We start from the raw sequence: 17,325 nt of genomic DNA on the forward strand, positions 1-17,325 counted from the left end.
TCATCAACCTGACACAACAGGCGACCTGCTCTGTCAGCGACCTTTAGCGAACGATCAGCGACAGCACTGTGCCATTAGCGCCAGCAGCCCGCGCCGAACTGCGCGATCCTTGCATGCCAAACGCTTGGCGCCGGGCTAATATCACAGGTTCGCCCGCACCGGGCCCATCGCCGGCAAGCCGGCTCCCACAGGGTTCATGCGATTTTCTGTGGGAGCCGGCTTGCCGGCGATGGGCCGCGCAGCGGCCCCTGCTCACGAACCCGACGATGGACCGCCCGATGTTCCGCACGACCTACCTGCTCGCCTGCCTGCTCGCCGTCCTCGGCCTGGGCGCCCTCTGGTACGGCCTCGGCAAGCCGGTGCAGCTGCCAGACGCCGCCAGCCCCACACACAAGTTGCAGTGCGCCTCCTACACGCCATTCGACAAGGACCAGTCGCCGTTCGACCAGCCGTTTCGCCTGCGCCCGGCGCGCATGGACGCCGACCTGGCCTTGCTGGCCGAGCGTTTCCAGTGCATCCGCACTTACTCGATGACCGGCCTTGAAGCCATCCCGGCACTGGCCCGCAAGCACGGCCTGAAGGTGATGCTGGGGGCCTGGGTCAACGCCAACCCGCTGGACACCGACAAGGAAATCGACCTGCTGATCGCCGCCGCCAACGCCAACCCCGACGTGGTCAGCGCAGTAATCGTCGGCAACGAGGCGCTGCTGCGCAAGGAAGTCACCGGCGAGCGCCTGGCCGAGTTGATCAACAAGGTGAAAAGCCAGGTCAAGGTGCCGGTGACCTACGCCGATGTCTGGGAGTTCTGGCTGCAGCACCCGCAGATTGCCCCTGCCGTGGACTTCCTCACCATCCACCTGCTGCCGTACTGGGAGGATGACCCGCGTGGCATCGATGCGGCCCTGACGCATGTCGCCGAGGTGCGCCAGGTGTTCGGCAACCGCTTTGCGCCCAAGGACATCCTGATCGGCGAAACCGGCTGGCCAAGCGAGGGCCGCCAGCGCGAGACGGCGGTGCCGAGCCGGGTCAACGAAGCGCGTTTCATCCGTGGTTTCGTCGCCCTGGCCGAGGCCAATGGCTGGCACTACAACCTGATCGAAGCCTTCGACCAACCGTGGAAGCGCGCCAGCGAAGGCGCGGTGGGCGGCTACTGGGGGCTGTACGACGCCGACCGCCAGGACAAGGGCGTGCTCGAAGGGCCGGTAAGCAACCTGGCGCTGTGGCCACAGTGGCTGCTGGCCTCGCTGCTGTTGCTGCTGGCGACCCTGGCCCTGGCCGGGCGCCCGGCGAATGCCCGCGCCGCCTTGCTATTGCCGCTACTGGCGGCGTTGGGCGCCGGTAGCCTGGGGCTGTGGGGCGAGCTGATGCGCACCAATGCACGGTTTGCCGGTGAGTGGCTGTGGGCCGTGTTGCTGGCGGGGCTCAACCTGCTGGTGCTGGCCCAGGCGGCCTTGGCCCTGGCCCGCCGTGACGGCTGGCGGCAGCGGTTGTTCGCCTGGCTTGAAGGGCATGCTGGCAAGTGGTTGCTGGCTGCGGGGTTCGCGGCGGCGGTGAGCATGCTGGCGATGGTGTTCGACCCGCGCTATCGCAGCTTCCCCAGTGCGGCACTGCTGCTGCCGGCGGTGGTCTACCTGCTGCGCCCGGTGCGCGCGTCTCGGGCCGAGGTGGCGTTGCTGGCGTTCATCGTTGGTGCGGGCGTGGCGCCGCAGTTGTACCAGGAGGGGTTGGCAAACCGGCAAGCGTTGGGTTGGGCGCTGGTCAGCGTGTTGATGGTCGGGGCGTTGTGGCGCAGTTTGCGATTGCGCAAGGCCTGAAGATGCCTGTCAGTCAAGCCAATTGGGGTCGCTGCGCGACCCTTCGCGGGTAAACCCGCTCCCACAGGGCCCGCGCAAGTTTCAAGGGCAGTACCTGTCCTGTGGGAGCGGGTTTACCCGCGAAGGGGCGCAAAGCGGCCCCAGCAATCTCAAGTAAACAGCCTTACTCATCAACCGCGGCTTTCGCACTGCCCGATCGGCTTCAAATGCGCAACAAAGTTGCACGGCCGGTGCCGAGCATCCAACTGCTCGGCCAGAATACCCTCCCACGCCGTCCGGCACGCCCCGGTCGAGCCCGGCAGGCAGCACACCAGAGTGCGGTTGGCCAGCCCGGCCAGCGCCCGGCTCTGCACGGTCGAAGTGCCGATGTCGAGGATCGACAGCGCGCGGAACAACTCGCCAAAACCATCGATGCGCTTGTCCAGCAGGCACTCGACCGCTTCGGGTGTACTGTCGCGGCCGGTAAAGCCCGTGCCGCCGGTGATCAGCACCACCTGCACCTGCTCATCGGCAATCCAGGTGGCGACCTGGGCGCGGATCTTGTACAGGTCGTCCTTGAGCAGTTCCCGTGCGATCAGCCGATGGCCGACCTCCACCGCGCGGCTGGCCAGCAGCTCGCCGGAGGTGTCGTTGGCGTAACTGCGGGTATCGCTGACAGTCAGTACGGCGATGTTCAGTGGCACGAACACCGCATCCGGTTTGACACTCATCAAGTTCTGCTCCGTGATTGGCCTTGCGGCCACGTTAGAGGCAAGCCTCGGACCGCGTCCAATCGATAGGGCGAACCAACCGATCAAGGGCCTCTATCAAGCGGTCACCATTAAAGATTGGCCAGCCCACGCGGAGTTGGTTAAGGTCGCCGAACCCGCCACCCCGCTCGCCAGGCCGCACCATGGACATCAAGCAGCTCAAGTTCCTCATCGCCCTCGACCAGACCCGTCACTTCGGCCAGGCCGCAGCGCTGTGCCATATCACCCAGCCGACCCTGTCGATGCGCCTGCGCAACCTGGAGGACGAGCTGGACCTGGTGCTGGTCAAGCGCGGCCAGCGCTTCGAGGGTTTCACCGAGGCCGGCGAGCGCATCCTGGCCTGGGCCCGCACCCTGCTGGCCGCCCACGACGGCCTGCAGGCCGAGGCCGCCAGCTGCCGTGGCCAGGTGGTCGGCAGCCTGCGCCTGGGCACCGTGCCGCTGGCCAGCTTCAACCCCATGCAACTGCTGCTGCCGCTGCGGGAGAAATATCCCGAGCTGAGCTTCCAGCTGTCGTCGCTGAGCTCCGAGCAGATCATCGACGGCCTGTCGCGCAACCAGCTGGACTTAGGCATCTGCTACCTCGACCAGGTCAATGCCAGCTTCTTCGAAGTGATCGAGCTGAGCACCACCACCATGGGCCTGCTGCACGACACCCGGCACTTTCAGTTCGACGCCGACACCCTGCGTTGGGACGAACTCGGCGAGATTCCACTTGGCCTGCTGAGCAAGGGCATGCACTACCGCCAGTCACTTGACCTGAGTTTGCGCAGCCGTGGCCTTGAACCCAACTCCGTGCTGGAAAGCGACTCGACCTTCCAGCTGATCCAGGCCATCAACGTTGGCGTGTGCTGCGCGATCATGCCGCTGGATTGCGGCCTGGAAGAGCTGAGCACGCACCTGCGGATCATCCCCGTGGCCGACGCCAGCATCCACAGCCCGGTGGGCCTGCTGCTGCGCCGCAGCGAGCCGCGTTCAGCCATTGCCGAACAGTGTTTCGCTGAAGCCAAGGTGCTGTTTCAACCCTCCTGAGCCGTCGCCTGGCGATACTGCCTCGGAGTAAACCCGGTCAGCTGCCGGAACTGGCGGCTGAACGCGCTGTGGTCGGTGTAGCCGCAGCGCAGGGCGACCTCGGTGATCGGCAGGTCCGAATGCAGTAACTGATGGGCGTGTTCCAGGCGGGCTTTGTGGATCATCTGCCGTGGCGTCAGGTGGAACACCCGTTTGCAGTAGCGCTCCAGCTGCGCCACTGAAATCCCGGCGATACGGGTCAGCTCGCCCATGCTGATCGGCTGGTGAAAATGCGCGCGGATATGCGCGTCCACCGCAGCCAGGCGCTGATAAGCGGGGTGGGTGTCGGCGGCGGATTGCAGATCCACGGAAATACCCACCAGGCCGATGATCCTGCCAGCGGGATCGTAGAGCGGGCGCTTGTGGGTCAGGCACCAGCCCGGTTCGCGACTGCCGTACAGGTGCAGTTCCAGCTGGTCCTCCAGCACCAACCCTTGCTCCAGCACACGGCGGTCCTGTTCGGTATAGCCGGGCCCGAGCCGGGCCGGGAACACTTCGGCGCTGGTCTTGCCCAGCAGGGGTTGCAACTGTTTCAGGCCGCAGCGCTGCACCAGGGTGCGGTTGGCCAGCACGTAACGCGCCTGCTCGTCCTTGATGAAGATCGCCGCGTTGGCGATGACGTCGAGCATCGGCAGCAGCCAGACCACCCCGGTGAGCAGCGCCTCCAGGGACTCGGGGCGGTGCTGGTCGAGCTGCTGGTACAGGGTGGCGAGAGGTTGCTGGGGCATCAGTATCTTCGCTCTTGATTGTCGGCCTCTCGCGGGGCAAGCCCGCTCCCACGCATTGCTCGTGGGAGCGGGCTTGCCCCGCGATTGCACACGCACAGCCGGCACAGCTGTTACGGCAAGGCCTGCAGCCTATCCAGCCACATCGCCCTTCACCAGCGCTTTCGAGAACTGTGCCGATTTCGTCATCCCCCTTGCCGAAAACCATCAAGAACCCCCGCCCCGATCGGTCCACTCTATGCCCCACGCAAGCCGCCCCATGACCTACAAGAACGCGGCCCGCAAAGCCGCATCGTGACATCAGACCTGCCTATCCAAAACCTACAAAAAGGCGACCCCATGTCAGGCAAATTCAAGAAACAGCTGTCATTGCTGGACCTCACCTTCATCGGCCTCGGCGCCATCTTCGGCTCCGGCTGGCTGTTCGCCGCCAGCCACGTGTCGGCCATCGCCGGCCCGGCCGGGATCCTCTCCTGGTTCCTCGGCGGTTTCGCCGTACTGCTGCTGGGCATCGTCTACTGCGAGCTCGGCGCTGCGCTGCCGCGCGCCGGTGGCGTGGTGCGCTACCCGGTGTATTCCCACGGCCCGTTGCTGGGCTACCTGATGGGCTTCATTACCTTGATTGCCTTCTCCAGCCTGATCGCCATCGAAGTGGTCGCCTCGCGCCAATACGCCGCGGCCTGGTTCCCCAGCCTGACCAAGGCCGGTTCCAGCGACCCGACCGTGCTCGGCTGGCTGGTGCAGTTCGCCCTGCTCGGGCTGTTCTTCGCGCTCAACTACCGCAGCGTGAAGACCTTCGCCAAGGCCAACAATCTGGTCAGCGTGTTCAAGTTCATCGTGCCGTTGCTGGTGATCGGCGTGCTGTTCACCTTCTTCAAACCGGAAAACTTCGAGGTGCAGGGCTTTGCCCCGTTCGGCATGTCCGGCGTGGAAATGGCCGTGTCGGCCGGCGGCATCATCTTCGCCTACCTGGGCCTTACCCCGATCATCTCGGTGGCCAGCGAGGTGAAGAACCCGCAGCGCACCATCCCCATCGCGCTGATCCTCTCGGTCCTGCTGTCCACCGCGATCTACGCCCTGCTGCAACTGGCCTTCCTCGGCAGCGTGCCGACCGAAATGCTGGCCAATGGCTGGGCCGGGGTGACCAAGGAACTGGCCCTGCCCTACCGTGACATCGCCCTGGCCCTGGGCGTCGGCTGGCTGGCCTACCTGGTGGTGGCCGATGCGGTGGTCTCGCCCAGCGGCTGCGGCAACATCTACATGAACGCCACCCCGCGGGTGATCTATGGCTGGGCGCAGACCGGCACCTTCTTCAAGTACTTCACCCGCATCGACGAGCAGTCCGGTATCCCGCGCCCGGCACTGTGGCTGACCTTCGCCCTGTCGGTGTTCTGGACCCTGCCGTTCCCGTCCTGGGAGGCGCTGATCAACGTGGTCTCGGCCGCCCTGGTGCTGAGCTACGCGGTGGCGCCGGTGACCGTCGCCGCCCTGCGCCGCACGGCCCCGGACATGCCGCGCCCGTTCCGGGTCAAGGGCATGGGAGTGCTCGGCCCGCTGTCGTTCATCATCGCTGCGCTGATCGTCTACTGGTCGGGCTGGAACACCGTGTCGTGGCTGCTGGCCCTGCAGATCGTGATGTTCGTGCTGTACCTGCTGTGCCGCCGCTTCGTGCCCACCGAACATCTTTCCATTGGCCAGCAAGTGCGCTCGTCGGCCTGGCTGATCGGCTTTTACGCCGTGACCATCCTGCTGTCCTGGCTGGGCAGCTTCGGCGGGCTGGGGGTGATCGGGCATCCGTTCGACACGGCGGTCGTGGCTGCTGCGGCGCTGGGTATCTATTACTGGGGCGCGGCGACCGGCGTGCCGGCGCATCTGGTGCGACTGGAAGGTGAGGACGAGAGCGAAGCCAACCATGAGCCCCTGGTTGGTCACCGTCCGGCTGCACTGGCTCCGTGAAGGCTACTGGCCCTATCGCCGGCAAGCCGGCTCCCACAGTTTCAACGCGGTCCCTGTGGGAGCCGGCTTGCCGGCGATGAGGCCCGCAGCAACTGCACAACACTTCGCTTATCGGAAGACGGACAAGCCCATGAAACAGATCCACGTCATCGACTCCCACACCGGCGGCGAACCGACCCGCCTGGTCATGCAAGGCTTCCCGCAATTGACCGGCCGCAGCATGGCCGAACAGCGCGACGAACTGCGCGAGCTGCACGACCACTGGCGCCGCGCCTGCCTGCTGGAGCCACGCGGCAACGATGTGCTGGTGGGGGCGCTGTACTGCCCGCCGGTTTCCAGCGACGCCACCTGCGGGGTGATCTTCTTCAACAACGCCGGCTACCTGAACATGTGCGGCCACGGCACCATCGGCCTGGTCGCCTCCTTGCAGCACCTGGGGCTGATCGAACCGGGCGTGCACAAGATCGACACCCCGGTGGGCCAGGTCAGCGCCACCCTGCATGAGGACGGCGCGGTCACCGTCGGCAACGTGCCGTCCTGGCGCTACCGCCAGCAGGTGGCGGTCGAGGTGCCGGGCTTTGGCCCGGTGCGCGGCGACATCGCCTGGGGCGGCAACTGGTTCTTCCTGGTCAGCGAACATGGCCAGCGCATCGAACTGGACAACGTCGAGGCCCTGACCGACTACACCTGGAAAATGCTCAAGGCCCTGGAAACCCAGGGCATCACCGGCGAGCACGGCGCGCCGATCGACCATATCGAGCTGTTCGCCGACGACGCCCACGCCGACAGCCGCAACTTCGTGATGTGCCCGGGCAAGGCCTATGACCGCTCGCCCTGCGGCACCGGTACCAGCGCCAAGCTGGCGTGCCTGGCCGCCGACGGCAAGCTCGCCGAGGGCCAGGCCTGGGTGCAGGCGAGCATCACCGGCAGCCAGTTCCAGGGCCGCTTCGAACGTGAAGGCGAGCGTATCCGCCCGTTCATCACCGGCCGCGCCCACATGACCGCCGACAGCACCCTGCTGATCGACGAACAAGACCCGTTTGCCTGGGGCATCTGACCCCGCTTTCTTCCCAACGAACACTGCAAGGAGTGACAACAATGACTGACAACATCTTCACCGGTTGCATGCCCGCCCTGATGACCCCGTGCACCGCGCAGCGCACCCCCGACTTCGATGCCCTGGTGCGCAAGGGCCGCGAACTGATCGAGGCCGGCATGAGCGCCGTGGTGTACTGCGGCTCGATGGGCGACTGGCCGCTGCTGACCGAGGCCGAGCGCCAGGAAGGCGTGGCGCGCCTGGTGGCCGCTGGCATCCCGACCATCGTCGGCACCGGCGCGGTGAACACCCGCGAGGCGGTAGCCCATGCCGCCCACGCGGCCAAGGTCGGCGCTGCCGGGCTGATGGTCATCCCCCGCGTGCTGTCCCGTGGCGCGTCGCTGATTGCCCAGAAGCATCACTTCTCGGCGATCCTGGCGGCCGCGCCCAAGCTGCCGGCGGTGATCTACAACAGCCCCTACTACGGCTTTGCCACCCGCGCCGACCTGTTCTTCGAACTGCGCCGCGAGTACCCCAACCTGATCGGCTTCAAGGAGTTCGGCGGCGCCGCCGACCTGCGCTACGCCGCCGAACACATCACCTCCCAGGATGACGACGTGACCCTGATGGTCGGCGTCGACACGCAAGTGGTGCACGGCTTCGTCAACTGCAACGCCACCGGCGCCATCACCGGCATCGGCAACGCCCTGCCACGCCAGGTGCTGCAACTGGTGAGCCTGAGCAAGCAGGCGGCCAAGGGCGACGCCAAGGCCCGGCGCCTGGCGCGGGAGCTGGAAGCCGCGCTGGCGGTGCTGTCGTCGTTCGATGAAGGCTGCGACCTGGTGCTGTACTACAAGCACCTGATGGTGCTCAACGGCGATACCGAGTACAGCCTGCACTTCAACGAGACCGACGCCCTCACCGACGCCCAGCGCCACTACGCCGAGCAGCAGTACACACTGTTCCGCACCTGGTACGCCAACTGGTCGGCCGAACAGAACCTGGCCTGAAGCCCTGCTCGCCAGCAAGCACGGCTCCTGTGGGAGCCGGCTTGCCGGCGATCACCGGCCTGGCCGGTGCCATCCTCCGAATCCTCCGCCCCAAGGACGCCCCCATGCCCCTCACAGGCAACCTGCTGATTGGCCAGCGCGCCGCAACCGGCACCCAGGCCGCGATCCGCGCCATCGACCCGGCCACCGACAAACCACTCGATCCGCCCTACGCCGGCGCCAGCGCCGAGCAAGTGACCCAAGCTTGTGCCCTGGCCTGGTCGGCGTTCGATGAATACCGCGTAACCTCGCTGGCGCACCGCGCCCGCTTTCTTGAAACCATCGCCGAGCAGATCGAAGCTCTGGGCGATGAACTGATCCACCGGGCCGTCGCCGAAACCGGCCTGCCCGCGGCCCGCATCCAGGGCGAACGCGCACGCACCTGCACCCAGTTGCGCACCTTCGCCCGAGTAGTGCGTGCCGGCGAATGGCTGGACGTGCGCATCGACCACGCCCTGCCCGCGCGCCAACCATTGCCACGCGCCGAGCTGCGCCAGCGCCAGGTGGCCCTGGGCCCGGTGGCGGTGTTCGGCGCCAGCAACTTCCCGCTGGCCTTTTCGGTGGCCGGTGGCGATACCGCCTCGGCGCTGGCTGCTGGCTGCCCGGTGGTGGTCAAGGCCCACAGCGCCCACCCCGGCACCAGCGAGCTGGTCGGCCAGGCCGTGGCCCGGGCGGTGCAGCTGTGCGAACTGCCCGAAGGCGTGTTCTCCCTGCTGTACGGCGCCGGCCGCGACATCGGCCTGGGCCTGGTCAACGACCCGCGCATCAAGGCGGTCGGTTTCACCGGTTCGCGCAGTGGCGGCGTTGCCCTGTGCCAGGCCGCCCAGGCACGCCCGGAACCGATTCCGGTGTACGCCGAAATGAGTTCGATCAACCCGGTGTTCCTGTTCGACGCCGCCCTGCAAACCCGCGGCGAAGTGCTGGCACAGGGTTTCGTCGCTTCGCTGACCCAGGGCGCCGGCCAGTTCTGCACTAACCCCGGCCTGCTGATCGCCCGCCAGGGCCCGGCGCTGCAACGCTTCATCGCCGCCGCCGGCGAACAGCTGCAGCGCACCGCCGCGCAGACCATGCTCACCCCTGGCATCTTCGCGGCCTATGCCGCCGGCGTCGCCGCGCTGACCGCAAACCGCAACGCCCAACGGGTCGCCAGCGGCCAGGCGCCGCAGGGGCCGAACCAGTGCCAGGCGCAGCTGTTCCTGACCGAGGCTAAGGCTTTCCTGGGTGACCCGGCCTTGCAGGCCGAAGTGTTTGGCGCGGCCTCATTGGTGGTGGCCTGTGACAGCGATGCGCAGGTGCGCCAGGTCGCCGAGCACCTGGAAGGGCAACTGACGGCCACCTTGCACCTGGACGAGGCCGACTTCGACAGTGCCCGGCAACTGCTGCCGACCCTGGAGCGCAAGGCCGGGCGCATTCTGCTCAACGGCTGGCCGACCGGCGTCGAGGTGTGCGATGCGATGGTCCACGGTGGCCCCTTCCCCGCCACTTCCGATACCCGCAGCACCTCGGTGGGGACGGCGGCAATCCTGCGCTTCCTGCGCCCGGTCTGTTACCAGGATTTCCCCGATGCCCTGCTGCCCGCTGAGCTGCAACACGCCAACCCGCTGCATCTGCGCCGTCTGGTCGACGGCAAACGGGAAGGCTAGGCATGCTCGAAACCCCTGAAACCGATATCGCCGTGGTCGGCGCCGGCATCGTCGGCGTCGCCTGTGCCTTGCAACTGGCCCGCCAGGGCAAGCGGGTGTTGCTGATCGACCGCCAGGCCCCCGGCCACGGCGCGTCCTGGGGCAATGCCGGGCACCTGGCCACCGAGCAAGTGTTCCCCATCGCCGACCTGTCGATCCTCAAGCGCCTGCCGGCCATGCTGCTGGACCCGATGGGCCCGCTGCGCCTGGACTGGAAGTACCTGCCCAGGGCGTTGCCCTGGTTCACCCGGCTGCTGCTCAACCTGCGCCCGGCCCCTTTCCAGCGCAGCGTGGCCGGCCTGCGCGCGCTCAACGAGGCCAGCCTGGGCGCCTGGCAGCGTTTGCTGGGCTCGATCGGGCGTGCTGACCTGCTGCATGAGGATGGTTCGCTGCTGGTATTCGAACGCGCCGAATCGCGCCCGGCACTGCAGGCCTTGCGCGCACGCCTGCAGCAGCAGGCGGTGCCGGTGGACTACTGGTCGGCGCAGGCCGTACAGGCCGCAGCGCCACAGTTGAGCCCGTCGCTTCAGGGCGGCCTGTTCTTCCCGCGTACCGGGCATTTCGTCGACCCGTACCGGGTGGTCGGCGCGCTGTTCGACGCCGCCCAGGCGGCCGGTGTGCGGTTCGCCAGGCGCCAGGTAAGCGGTGGCCGGCTGCACGCTGGCAGGGTCACCCTGCACAGTGACCAGGGCGAGCTGCAGGCCCGCCAGGTGCTGATCGCATGCGGTGCGCATTCGGCAAGGCTGGTGCACAGCTTGACCGGCAAACGCGTCCCGCTGGACACCGAACGCGGCTACCACCTGATGCTGCCCAACGAGCAGCAGCGGCTGCCGTTCGCGGTCACCTCACTGGAGCGCAAGTTCATCATGACGCCCATGGCCGGTGGCTTGCGCCTGGCCGGCACGGTGGAGTTCGCCGGGCTCGATGCCGCACCGAGCATGCAGCGGGCGTGGCAGTTGCATCGGTTGAGCAAGGGGTTGTTCCGGCGCGAGCTGGATGCTGAGGGGGCGACGCCGTGGATGGGGTTCAGGCCGTCGTTGCCGGATTCACTGCCGGTGATCGATCGGGTGGCGGACGGCAAGGTGTTGCTGGCGTTCGGGCACCAGCACTTGGGGTTGACCCAGGCGGCGGTGACGGCGCAGTGGGTGGGGCAGTTGATTGAAGGTTTGCGGATTCCCGAGGCTTACCGGTTGGATCGGTTTTGATAGCGGGGGCCGCTGCGCGCCCCTTCGCGGGTAAACCCGCTCCCACAGGTTCTGCGCCGACCTGAATGTGGGAGCGGGTTTACCCGCGAAGGGCTGCGCAGCAGCCCCCCATTCACTCAGCGATAACGCTCAAGCCAGTGTGCGTAAGGCGCAGGCAGCGTCCACGACGCCTTGTCCACGCCCAGCGCCTTGGCCGCGAAATACGGCCAGTGCGGATCAGCCAGGTGCGCACGCCCCACCGAGACCAGGTCCAGCTGGTTGGCTTGCAGCGCCCCTTCGGCCAGCTCCGGCGTACCGAAGCCCCACGCCGAAGTCACCGGCAGTTTCGCTTCCCGGCGTACACGCTCGGCAATCGGCCCCATGAAGGCCGGGCCCCACGGAATGTTGGTCTCGGGGATGGTGAAGCCGACGCTGACGCTCAGCAGGTCCAGGCCACCGGCCTTGAAACGCCGCGCCAGTTCGATGGACTCCTGCAGGGTCTGCTCGTCACGCCCGTCGTATTCCAGCACACCAAAGCGCGCCGTCAGCGGCAGGTGCTCAGGCCACACTTCACGCACGGCCGCCAGGGTTTCCAGGAGGAAGCGGCTGCGGTTGTCGAAGCTGCCGCCATAGGCGTCGGTACGCTGGTTGGAATGCTCGGAGAAGAAGCTCTGCCCCAGGTAGCCGTGGGCGAAATGCAGCTCGATCCACTCGAAACCGGCATCACGGGCACGGCGGGCGCCGTCGACGAAGTCCTGCTTGACCCGGGCGATGTCATCCAGGGTCATGGCCTTTGGCACTTTCGGCAGGTGGGCACCGAAAGCGATGGCCGAGGGGGCGATGGTGTCCCAGCCGCGTGCGTCGTCGGCGGCGATATGGTCGTCACCTTCCCATGGGCGATTGGCGCTGGCCTTGCGCCCGGCGTGGGCGATCTGGATGCCCGGCACCGAGCCTGCGGCCTTGATCGCCTGCACCACCGGCACGAAGGCCTGGGCGTGGGCATCGCTCCAGATACCGGCGCAGCCGGGGGTAATGCGGCCTTCCGGCGACACGGCAGTGGCTTCGACCACCACCAGGCCGGCACCGCCCCGAGCCAGGCCGGCCAGGTGGACGTGGTGCCAGTCGTTGATCATGCCGTCCTCGGCCATGTACTGGCACATCGGCGGGATGGCGATGCGGTTGCGCAGGGTGACGTCCTTGAGGGTATAGGGTTCGAACAGGGCGGACATGTGGTTACTCCGGGGTGAGTTAACTTACGATTGTTCGATCATATTCGAACTATGGCAATTTGTGAAACCCCCGTTATCATGTCGGCCATGCGAACCTATACCCACCCCTCCCCCGACAACCTCACCCTGGAGCGCCTGCTCTACGCCCTCAGCGACCCTGTGCGCATGGAAATCGTCCGCCACCTGGCCGGTGTGGCCGAGGCCAGCTGCGGTGAACTGGATGGCGGGCGGCCGAAGTCGAGCATGTCCCATCACTTTCGCGTGTTGCGCGAGGCGGGGCTGGTGTTTACCCGCAATGTGGGGACCACGCACATGAATTCGCTGCGCAGCGATGAGCTCGAAGGGCGCTTCCCCGGGCTGCTGGGCAGCATTCTCGGGCAGCGCTGATAGGCGCGCACTCCGTGGGAGCGGGCTTGCCCCGCGATGACACCTCACGCTCGACACGCCAGCCTGAGCTAACAGCATCGCGGGGCAAGCCCGCTCCCAGGCCCGTGTACAAATTTGCAGGCACAAAAAAACCACGAGGCCGCCGGGGGCGACGCTCGTGGTTGGTGTTGCCGGGTTTCCCCGGCAAGCAGCAGGGCCTTACAGGGCCATGTCGTTAGCAGGCTTGCTCTCGACCGCTGCGGCTGGCGCAACGCTGGTGCCGACGCTCTGGTCGATCACTGGCGGCTTCTCCAGCTGCAGTACTTCGGCGGTGTAGTTCCACTCTTTCTGGGTAGCCGCTGCCGAATCGTTCAGCTTGGTACCGTAGCTCGGGACGATCTCCTTGATCTTGGCCTGCCACTCAGGGGTAGCCACCTTTTCCTTGAACACGGTCTGCAGCACGTTGAGCATGATCGGCGCGGCAGTCGATGCACCTGGGGAGGCGCCCAGCAGGCCGGCGATGGTGCGGTCTTCGGAGGCAACCACTTCGGTGCCCAGCTTCAGCACGCCGCCCTTCTCTTCGTCACGCTTGATGATCTGCACGCGCTGACCGGCCTGCCACAGGCGCCAGTCTTCTTTCTTGGCGTTCGGGAAGTAGGTGCGCAGGGCTTCGAATCGGTCATCATCCGACAGCATCAGCTGGCCGGCGAGGTACTCGACCAGTGGGTACTGTTCGATACCGACCTTGGTCATCGGCCACACGTTGTGCATCGTGGTGCTGCCCAACAGGTCCAGGTACGAGCCGTTCTTCAGGAACTTGGTCGAGAAGGTGGCGAATGGCCCGAACAGGATGACGCGCTTGCCGTCCAGAACGCGGGTGTCCAGGTGCGGCACCGACATGGGTGGCGCGCCGGTCGAAGCGATGCCGTAGGCCTTGGCCATGTGCTGCATGGCAACAGTCGGGTTCTCGGTCACCAGGAACGAACCGCCCACCGGGAAGCCTGCGTATTCCTTGGCTTCCGGGATGCCCGACTTCTGCAGCAGCTTCAGCGCGCCGCCGCCGGCACCGATGAACAGGAACTTGGCGTCGGTAGCCGATTCGGTACCGTCCTTCAGGTTCTTGTACTCGACGTGCCAGGAGCCGTCCGCATTGCGGGTGATGTCCTGCACTTCGGTGGACAGCTTGAGGTCGAAGTTCTCTTTGGTCTTCAGATGGCCAACGAACTGGCGGGTGATCTCACCGAAGTTGACGTCGGTGCCGATCGGCGTCCAGGTCACGGCCAGCTTCTGGTTCGGGTCACGCCCTTCCATCATCAGCGGGACCCACTTGGCGATCTGCGCGTGGTCTTCGGAGTACTGCATCGGGCGGAACAGCGGGCTGGTCTGCAGCGCGTCGTAACGCTTCTTCAGGAACTTGATGTTGTCATCGCCCCAGACGAAGCTCATGTGCGGGGTGGTGTTGATGAACGAGTGCGGGTTCTTCAGCACGCCCTGGCGCACCTGCCAGGCCCAGAACTGGCGGGAGATCTGGAACGACTCGTTGATCTCGATGGCCTTGGTGATGTTGACGTTGCCGTCTTTGTCTTCCGGGGTGTAGTTCAGCTCGGCCAGCGCGGAGTGGCCGGTACCGGCGTTGTTCCAGCCGTTGGAGCTTTCTTCGGCGACGCCGTCCAGGCGCTCGACCATTTCCATCGACCAGCTTGGTTCCAGCTCGTTGAGCCAGACAGCCAGGGTGGAGCTCATGATGCCGCCGCCAACCAGCAGCACGTCAACTTTTTTGGTCTCTGCTGCGTGCGCTTGCATGAAGCTCGCTGCAACAGCCAGACCCAGCAAGGTCTTGCCAGCTTTCTTGAACATTGATCAATTCCAGTGTGTAGAACGGAGGGTGGGCCTGTGGCTGGCCCAGGTGTTCCATGTTCTTCAGCGCAGGCTTGTTGTGATCATTGTTCAGCAGCCAGAGAGCATTGGACGCGCCAGCCTTTGGTCGGATTGACCGACAGGGCTGAAACGATTTACGGATTGTATCTGAATTGCCAGCACAAACAAATTGCGGGGCAACCCGCAAGGCGGTGGGTTGTCACGCGACAAGGTGCCACGCCCCAGTGGGCAATGGCGGGCGCCAAAAACAAAAACCCCCAGCCACATCCATGGCCGGGGGTCTTGGATCAGGTCGCAAACGACCCGATCGGGGTGCAACCAAGATTACTGCTGAGGCAGTTTGTCGATCGCGCCGCAGCCGCCGATGATCTTGGAGATGGAAACCGATGGGTGGAACAGGTAGTCGTACGAGCAGTTCTTAGGCTGGTTGTAGACTTGGCCGGTGCAGCCGGACAGCAGGGCAACGCCCGAAACGAGAGCAACGGCAACAGTAGCTTTGATCAGCTTTTTCATAAAAAATCCTTTAGTCCATGATCCGCCATCATTCTGATGGCCGCCGGATGATACGGGAAAAGTTGCCCGAGTAGAAGCCAGATAGTGCATTCGTAATAACTGCCCTGCTCCCGGCAAGTTTTTCGGCAGCGACTAACTCATGTTCAAGCAGCGCATTATTGCGGACGCACAGCGCACTGCATGCAATGAATTCAGTACCAATTGGAATGAACTCGAGCATGCTCTGCCGATGATTTAGCGATAATCGGTAAAGACCCGAATGCCCTGGGTAAAACAAGGTAAATGCTCTACCGATTTTGCTGTACTCCACCTGCCCCCTTGAAAGATAAGCCCGCACAACGGCCAGTTGTAGGGGCCTTCGATCACCTGATCAGAGCTTGAACTGGCCCACCAACGTTTGCAGTTCTGCACCGAGGCGGGCCAATTTTACGCTGGACGCCGCTGTTTCTTCGCTGGCCGCCGCAGTCTGTTCCGAGACTTCGCGCACATTGAGCACGCTGCGATTGATTTCCTCGGCCACAGCGCTTTGCTGCTCAGAAGCGGTGGCAATTTGCAGGTTCATCGATTCGATGGTGGCCACCGAACGGCTGATACTCATCAATGAAGTGCCCGCTCGGCGCGTCAACTCTACGCTGTTGCTGGTCAGTTCGCGGCTGCGCTCCAGAATATCGCCCACTTGCTGCGTACCACGGTGCAGGCCGCCAATCAGCCCTTCAATTTCTTCGGTGGAAGTCTGTGTGCGTTGCGCGAGGCTGCGAACTTCATCGGCAACTACCGCAAAGCCACGGCCTGCCTCACCGGCACGTGCGGCTTCGATGGCTGCGTTCAAGGCCAGCAGGTTGGTCTGCTGGGCAACCGACTTGATCACATCCAGCACCGTGCCGATCTTGTCGCTCTCGCGCTTGAGTTCGGCCATGGCTTGCGTCGAGTGCCCCACCTCGGCATCCAGGTGGGTAATCTGCTCGATGGCCTGATTGACCACCACGTCGCTTTCGCGCGCCTCCTGGCTGGCATTGACCGCCGCAGTCGATGCCTGCTCGGCACTGCGCGCCACATCCTACACGGTCGACGCCATCTGGTTCATGGCCGTCGCCACCTGATCGGTCTCGACCTTCTGGCTGCTGACCCCTGCGCTGGTCTGCTCGGTCACGGTGGACAGTTCCTCGGCTGCACTGGCGATCTGCACCACACCGTCACGCAATCCACCAATAAGACCACGCAGGTTCAGGGTCATGCGCTGCATGCTGGCTTGCAGTTCACCCAGCTCATCACGCCGGGATACCTGGATATCCTGGCTCAGATTGCCATTGGCGACCCGCTCGACGCTCTGCAGCACCTCTTTCAAAGGCACGACGATCAGACGGGTGATCGACCAGGCAGCCAGCGCTCCGAGCAACAGCGCCAGCCCAGCTGCGACGATCAAACGCTGGATAAAGGACTGCACTTCGTTGTCACGCTTGCTCGACTGGCTATCCGATAACTGCCCGAACGCCTCGAGCAGGCTCTTCAGGTTGGCCTCCAGGGCATCGAGGGCCTGGACTGCCTGGGCATCGTTGTGTGCGTCGATGGCGCGGGCATAGTCCTGGAAGTGGGCGCGGTAAAGTTCGACAGCGCTACTTGCCTGCTTGGTCCAGCGCAGGTCGTTCGGGTCGCTGAGCAGTTTGGCGAGCGTATCCACCCGAAGATTGAGTTCATCAAGCGCCTTGACCAAGAGCGTTGCTTGCGCGGCACCAGGAGAGACTGTGTAGTTCAGGCGTGCAATGCGAACCTCGCGTGCCTCTTCATTGACCTTGGCAATACTGCTGAGTTTGGCACTGCGCTCGCCCAGTCCGCTCAACCCTCCCCAGCCAATGCCCGCGATAATGATGGTCAGCAATAAAACCAGTGCAAAGCCCAAGGTCAGTTTCGACCTCACACTCATATCGGCCAGCACCTTCACACTTGCATCGAACATCTGCACAGCCCTTATATCTATGTTCTTCAGACAACCATCGCCGGCCAAACCTGCAGCGGTTGAAGGAGGTAGGGAATACCGTCAGGTCCAGCTGAAGTGACGGCGCAAGAGAAATAGAGC

13 protein-coding genes and 1 pseudogene are annotated in these 17,325 nt (G+C 65.0%); 8 read left to right on the forward strand and 6 right to left on the reverse strand.

Going from position 1 to position 17,325, the window contains the following annotated elements; translation table 11 throughout:
* The first annotated feature begins 266 nt into the window (after window positions 1-266).
* Window positions 267-1,814, forward strand: a complete 1,548-nt coding sequence (locus EJA05_RS20945) for a glycoside hydrolase family 17 protein (RefSeq protein ID WP_125859623.1) — start codon at window positions 267-269, stop codon at window positions 1,812-1,814.
* 170 nt (window positions 1,815-1,984) lie between these two features.
* On the opposite strand, the gene moaB is transcribed toward EJA05_RS20945, so the two are convergent.
* Entirely contained in the window at window positions 1,985-2,524 is a 540-nt protein-coding gene (gene moaB / locus EJA05_RS20950; RefSeq protein WP_125859625.1) for a molybdenum cofactor biosynthesis protein B, read from the reverse strand.
* A gap of 182 nt (window positions 2,525-2,706) precedes the next feature.
* Here moaB and EJA05_RS20955 point away from each other — a divergent pair, with 182 nt between their 5' ends.
* Window positions 2,707-3,594 (forward strand): LysR family transcriptional regulator, encoded by an 888-nt coding sequence (locus tag EJA05_RS20955; RefSeq protein ID WP_125859627.1) that lies wholly within the window; start codon window positions 2,707-2,709, stop codon window positions 3,592-3,594.
* Here EJA05_RS20955 and EJA05_RS20960 read toward each other — a convergent pair.
* Window positions 3,582-4,361 carry an AraC family transcriptional regulator gene (locus tag EJA05_RS20960; RefSeq protein ID WP_125465117.1) on the reverse strand — a complete coding sequence of 260 codons (780 nt, stop codon included), beginning with the start codon at window positions 4,359-4,361 and terminating at the stop codon, window positions 3,582-3,584. The genes EJA05_RS20955 and EJA05_RS20960 overlap by 13 nt on opposite strands.
* A gap of 336 nt (window positions 4,362-4,697) precedes the next feature.
* On the opposite strand from EJA05_RS20960, the gene EJA05_RS20965 reads away from it, so the two are divergent.
* The 5 genes from EJA05_RS20965 to EJA05_RS20985 all read left to right on the forward strand — a co-directional run bounded on the left by EJA05_RS20965 (window position 4,698) and on the right by EJA05_RS20985 (window position 11,286).
* The gene (locus EJA05_RS20965; RefSeq protein ID WP_125859629.1) at window positions 4,698-6,314 is read left to right on the forward strand and encodes an APC family permease; all 1,617 of its coding nucleotides are present in this window, start codon (window positions 4,698-4,700) and stop codon (window positions 6,312-6,314) included.
* A gap of 130 nt (window positions 6,315-6,444) precedes the next feature.
* Window positions 6,445-7,371, forward strand: coding sequence for a 4-hydroxyproline epimerase (locus tag EJA05_RS20970; RefSeq protein WP_125465119.1), 927 nt, complete (start codon window positions 6,445-6,447; stop codon window positions 7,369-7,371).
* 41 nt (window positions 7,372-7,412) lie between these two features.
* Window positions 7,413-8,360 carry a dihydrodipicolinate synthase family protein gene (locus tag EJA05_RS20975; protein WP_125859631.1) on the forward strand — a complete coding sequence of 316 codons (948 nt, stop codon included), beginning with the start codon at window positions 7,413-7,415 and terminating at the stop codon, window positions 8,358-8,360.
* A gap of 104 nt (window positions 8,361-8,464) precedes the next feature.
* Window positions 8,465-10,042, forward strand: coding sequence for an aldehyde dehydrogenase (NADP(+)) (locus EJA05_RS20980; protein ID WP_125859633.1), 1,578 nt, complete (start codon window positions 8,465-8,467; stop codon window positions 10,040-10,042).
* Window positions 10,043-10,044: 2 nt separating this feature from the next.
* Window positions 10,045-11,286 (forward strand): FAD-dependent oxidoreductase, encoded by a 1,242-nt coding sequence (locus EJA05_RS20985; protein WP_125859635.1) that lies wholly within the window; start codon window positions 10,045-10,047, stop codon window positions 11,284-11,286.
* A 116-nt stretch (window positions 11,287-11,402) separates the two neighbouring features.
* Here the strand turns inward: EJA05_RS20985 and xenA are convergent, their stop codons facing one another.
* Window positions 11,403-12,494 carry a xenobiotic reductase XenA gene (xenA, locus tag EJA05_RS20990; protein ID WP_125859637.1) on the reverse strand — a complete coding sequence of 364 codons (1,092 nt, stop codon included), beginning with the start codon at window positions 12,492-12,494 and terminating at the stop codon, window positions 11,403-11,405.
* 51 nt (window positions 12,495-12,545) lie between these two features.
* On the opposite strand from xenA, the gene EJA05_RS20995 reads away from it, so the two are divergent.
* Complete coding sequence (locus EJA05_RS20995) at window positions 12,546-12,881, forward strand: ArsR/SmtB family transcription factor (protein WP_125859639.1); 336 nt, start codon at window positions 12,546-12,548, stop codon at window positions 12,879-12,881.
* Between the two features lie 198 nt (window positions 12,882-13,079).
* Here EJA05_RS20995 and mqo read toward each other — a convergent pair whose 3' ends face one another.
* From mqo to EJA05_RS21010, 3 genes and pseudogenes are all read right to left on the reverse strand, one after another.
* Window positions 13,080-14,717 carry a malate dehydrogenase (quinone) gene (gene mqo, locus EJA05_RS21000; protein ID WP_125465125.1) on the reverse strand — a complete coding sequence of 546 codons (1,638 nt, stop codon included), beginning with the start codon at window positions 14,715-14,717 and terminating at the stop codon, window positions 13,080-13,082.
* Window positions 14,718-15,062: 345 nt separating this feature from the next.
* On the reverse strand, window positions 15,063-15,251 hold the full coding sequence (locus EJA05_RS21005; protein ID WP_110992320.1) for a YhfL family protein: 189 nt from the start codon (window positions 15,249-15,251) through the stop codon (window positions 15,063-15,065).
* A 370-nt stretch (window positions 15,252-15,621) separates the two neighbouring features.
* Window positions 15,622-17,205 (reverse strand): annotated as a pseudogene (locus EJA05_RS21010) (methyl-accepting chemotaxis protein).
* Window positions 17,206-17,325 lie beyond the last annotated feature (120 nt).

Origin of the sequence: Pseudomonas oryziphila (genome assembly GCF_003940825.1) — a bacterium.
GTDB classification, from domain to species: Bacteria; Pseudomonadota; Gammaproteobacteria; order Pseudomonadales; family Pseudomonadaceae; genus Aquipseudomonas; species Aquipseudomonas sichuanensis.

Excerpts from the sequence above, each read along its gene's own strand:
- EJA05_RS20945 (WP_125859623.1), top strand. The coding sequence starts at position 267 with ATGGACCGCCCGATGTTCCGCACGACCTACCTGCTCGCCTGCCTGCTC.
- moaB (WP_125859625.1), bottom strand. The coding sequence starts at position 2,524 with ATGAGTGTCAAACCGGATGCGGTGTTCGTGCCACTGAACATCGCCGTA.
- EJA05_RS20955 (WP_125859627.1), top strand. The coding sequence starts at position 2,707 with ATGGACATCAAGCAGCTCAAGTTCCTCATCGCCCTCGACCAGACCCGT.
- EJA05_RS20960 (WP_125465117.1), bottom strand. The coding sequence starts at position 4,361 with ATGCCCCAGCAACCTCTCGCCACCCTGTACCAGCAGCTCGACCAGCAC.
- EJA05_RS20965 (WP_125859629.1), top strand. The coding sequence starts at position 4,698 with ATGTCAGGCAAATTCAAGAAACAGCTGTCATTGCTGGACCTCACCTTC.
- EJA05_RS20970 (WP_125465119.1), top strand. The coding sequence starts at position 6,445 with ATGAAACAGATCCACGTCATCGACTCCCACACCGGCGGCGAACCGACC.
- EJA05_RS20975 (WP_125859631.1), top strand. The coding sequence starts at position 7,413 with ATGACTGACAACATCTTCACCGGTTGCATGCCCGCCCTGATGACCCCG.
- EJA05_RS20980 (WP_125859633.1), top strand. The coding sequence starts at position 8,465 with ATGCCCCTCACAGGCAACCTGCTGATTGGCCAGCGCGCCGCAACCGGC.
- EJA05_RS20985 (WP_125859635.1), top strand. The coding sequence starts at position 10,045 with ATGCTCGAAACCCCTGAAACCGATATCGCCGTGGTCGGCGCCGGCATC.
- xenA (WP_125859637.1), bottom strand. The coding sequence starts at position 12,494 with ATGTCCGCCCTGTTCGAACCCTATACCCTCAAGGACGTCACCCTGCGC.
- EJA05_RS20995 (WP_125859639.1), top strand. The coding sequence starts at position 12,546 with ATGGCAATTTGTGAAACCCCCGTTATCATGTCGGCCATGCGAACCTAT.
- mqo (WP_125465125.1), bottom strand. The coding sequence starts at position 14,717 with ATGTTCAAGAAAGCTGGCAAGACCTTGCTGGGTCTGGCTGTTGCAGCG.
- EJA05_RS21005 (WP_110992320.1), bottom strand. The coding sequence starts at position 15,251 with ATGAAAAAGCTGATCAAAGCTACTGTTGCCGTTGCTCTCGTTTCGGGC.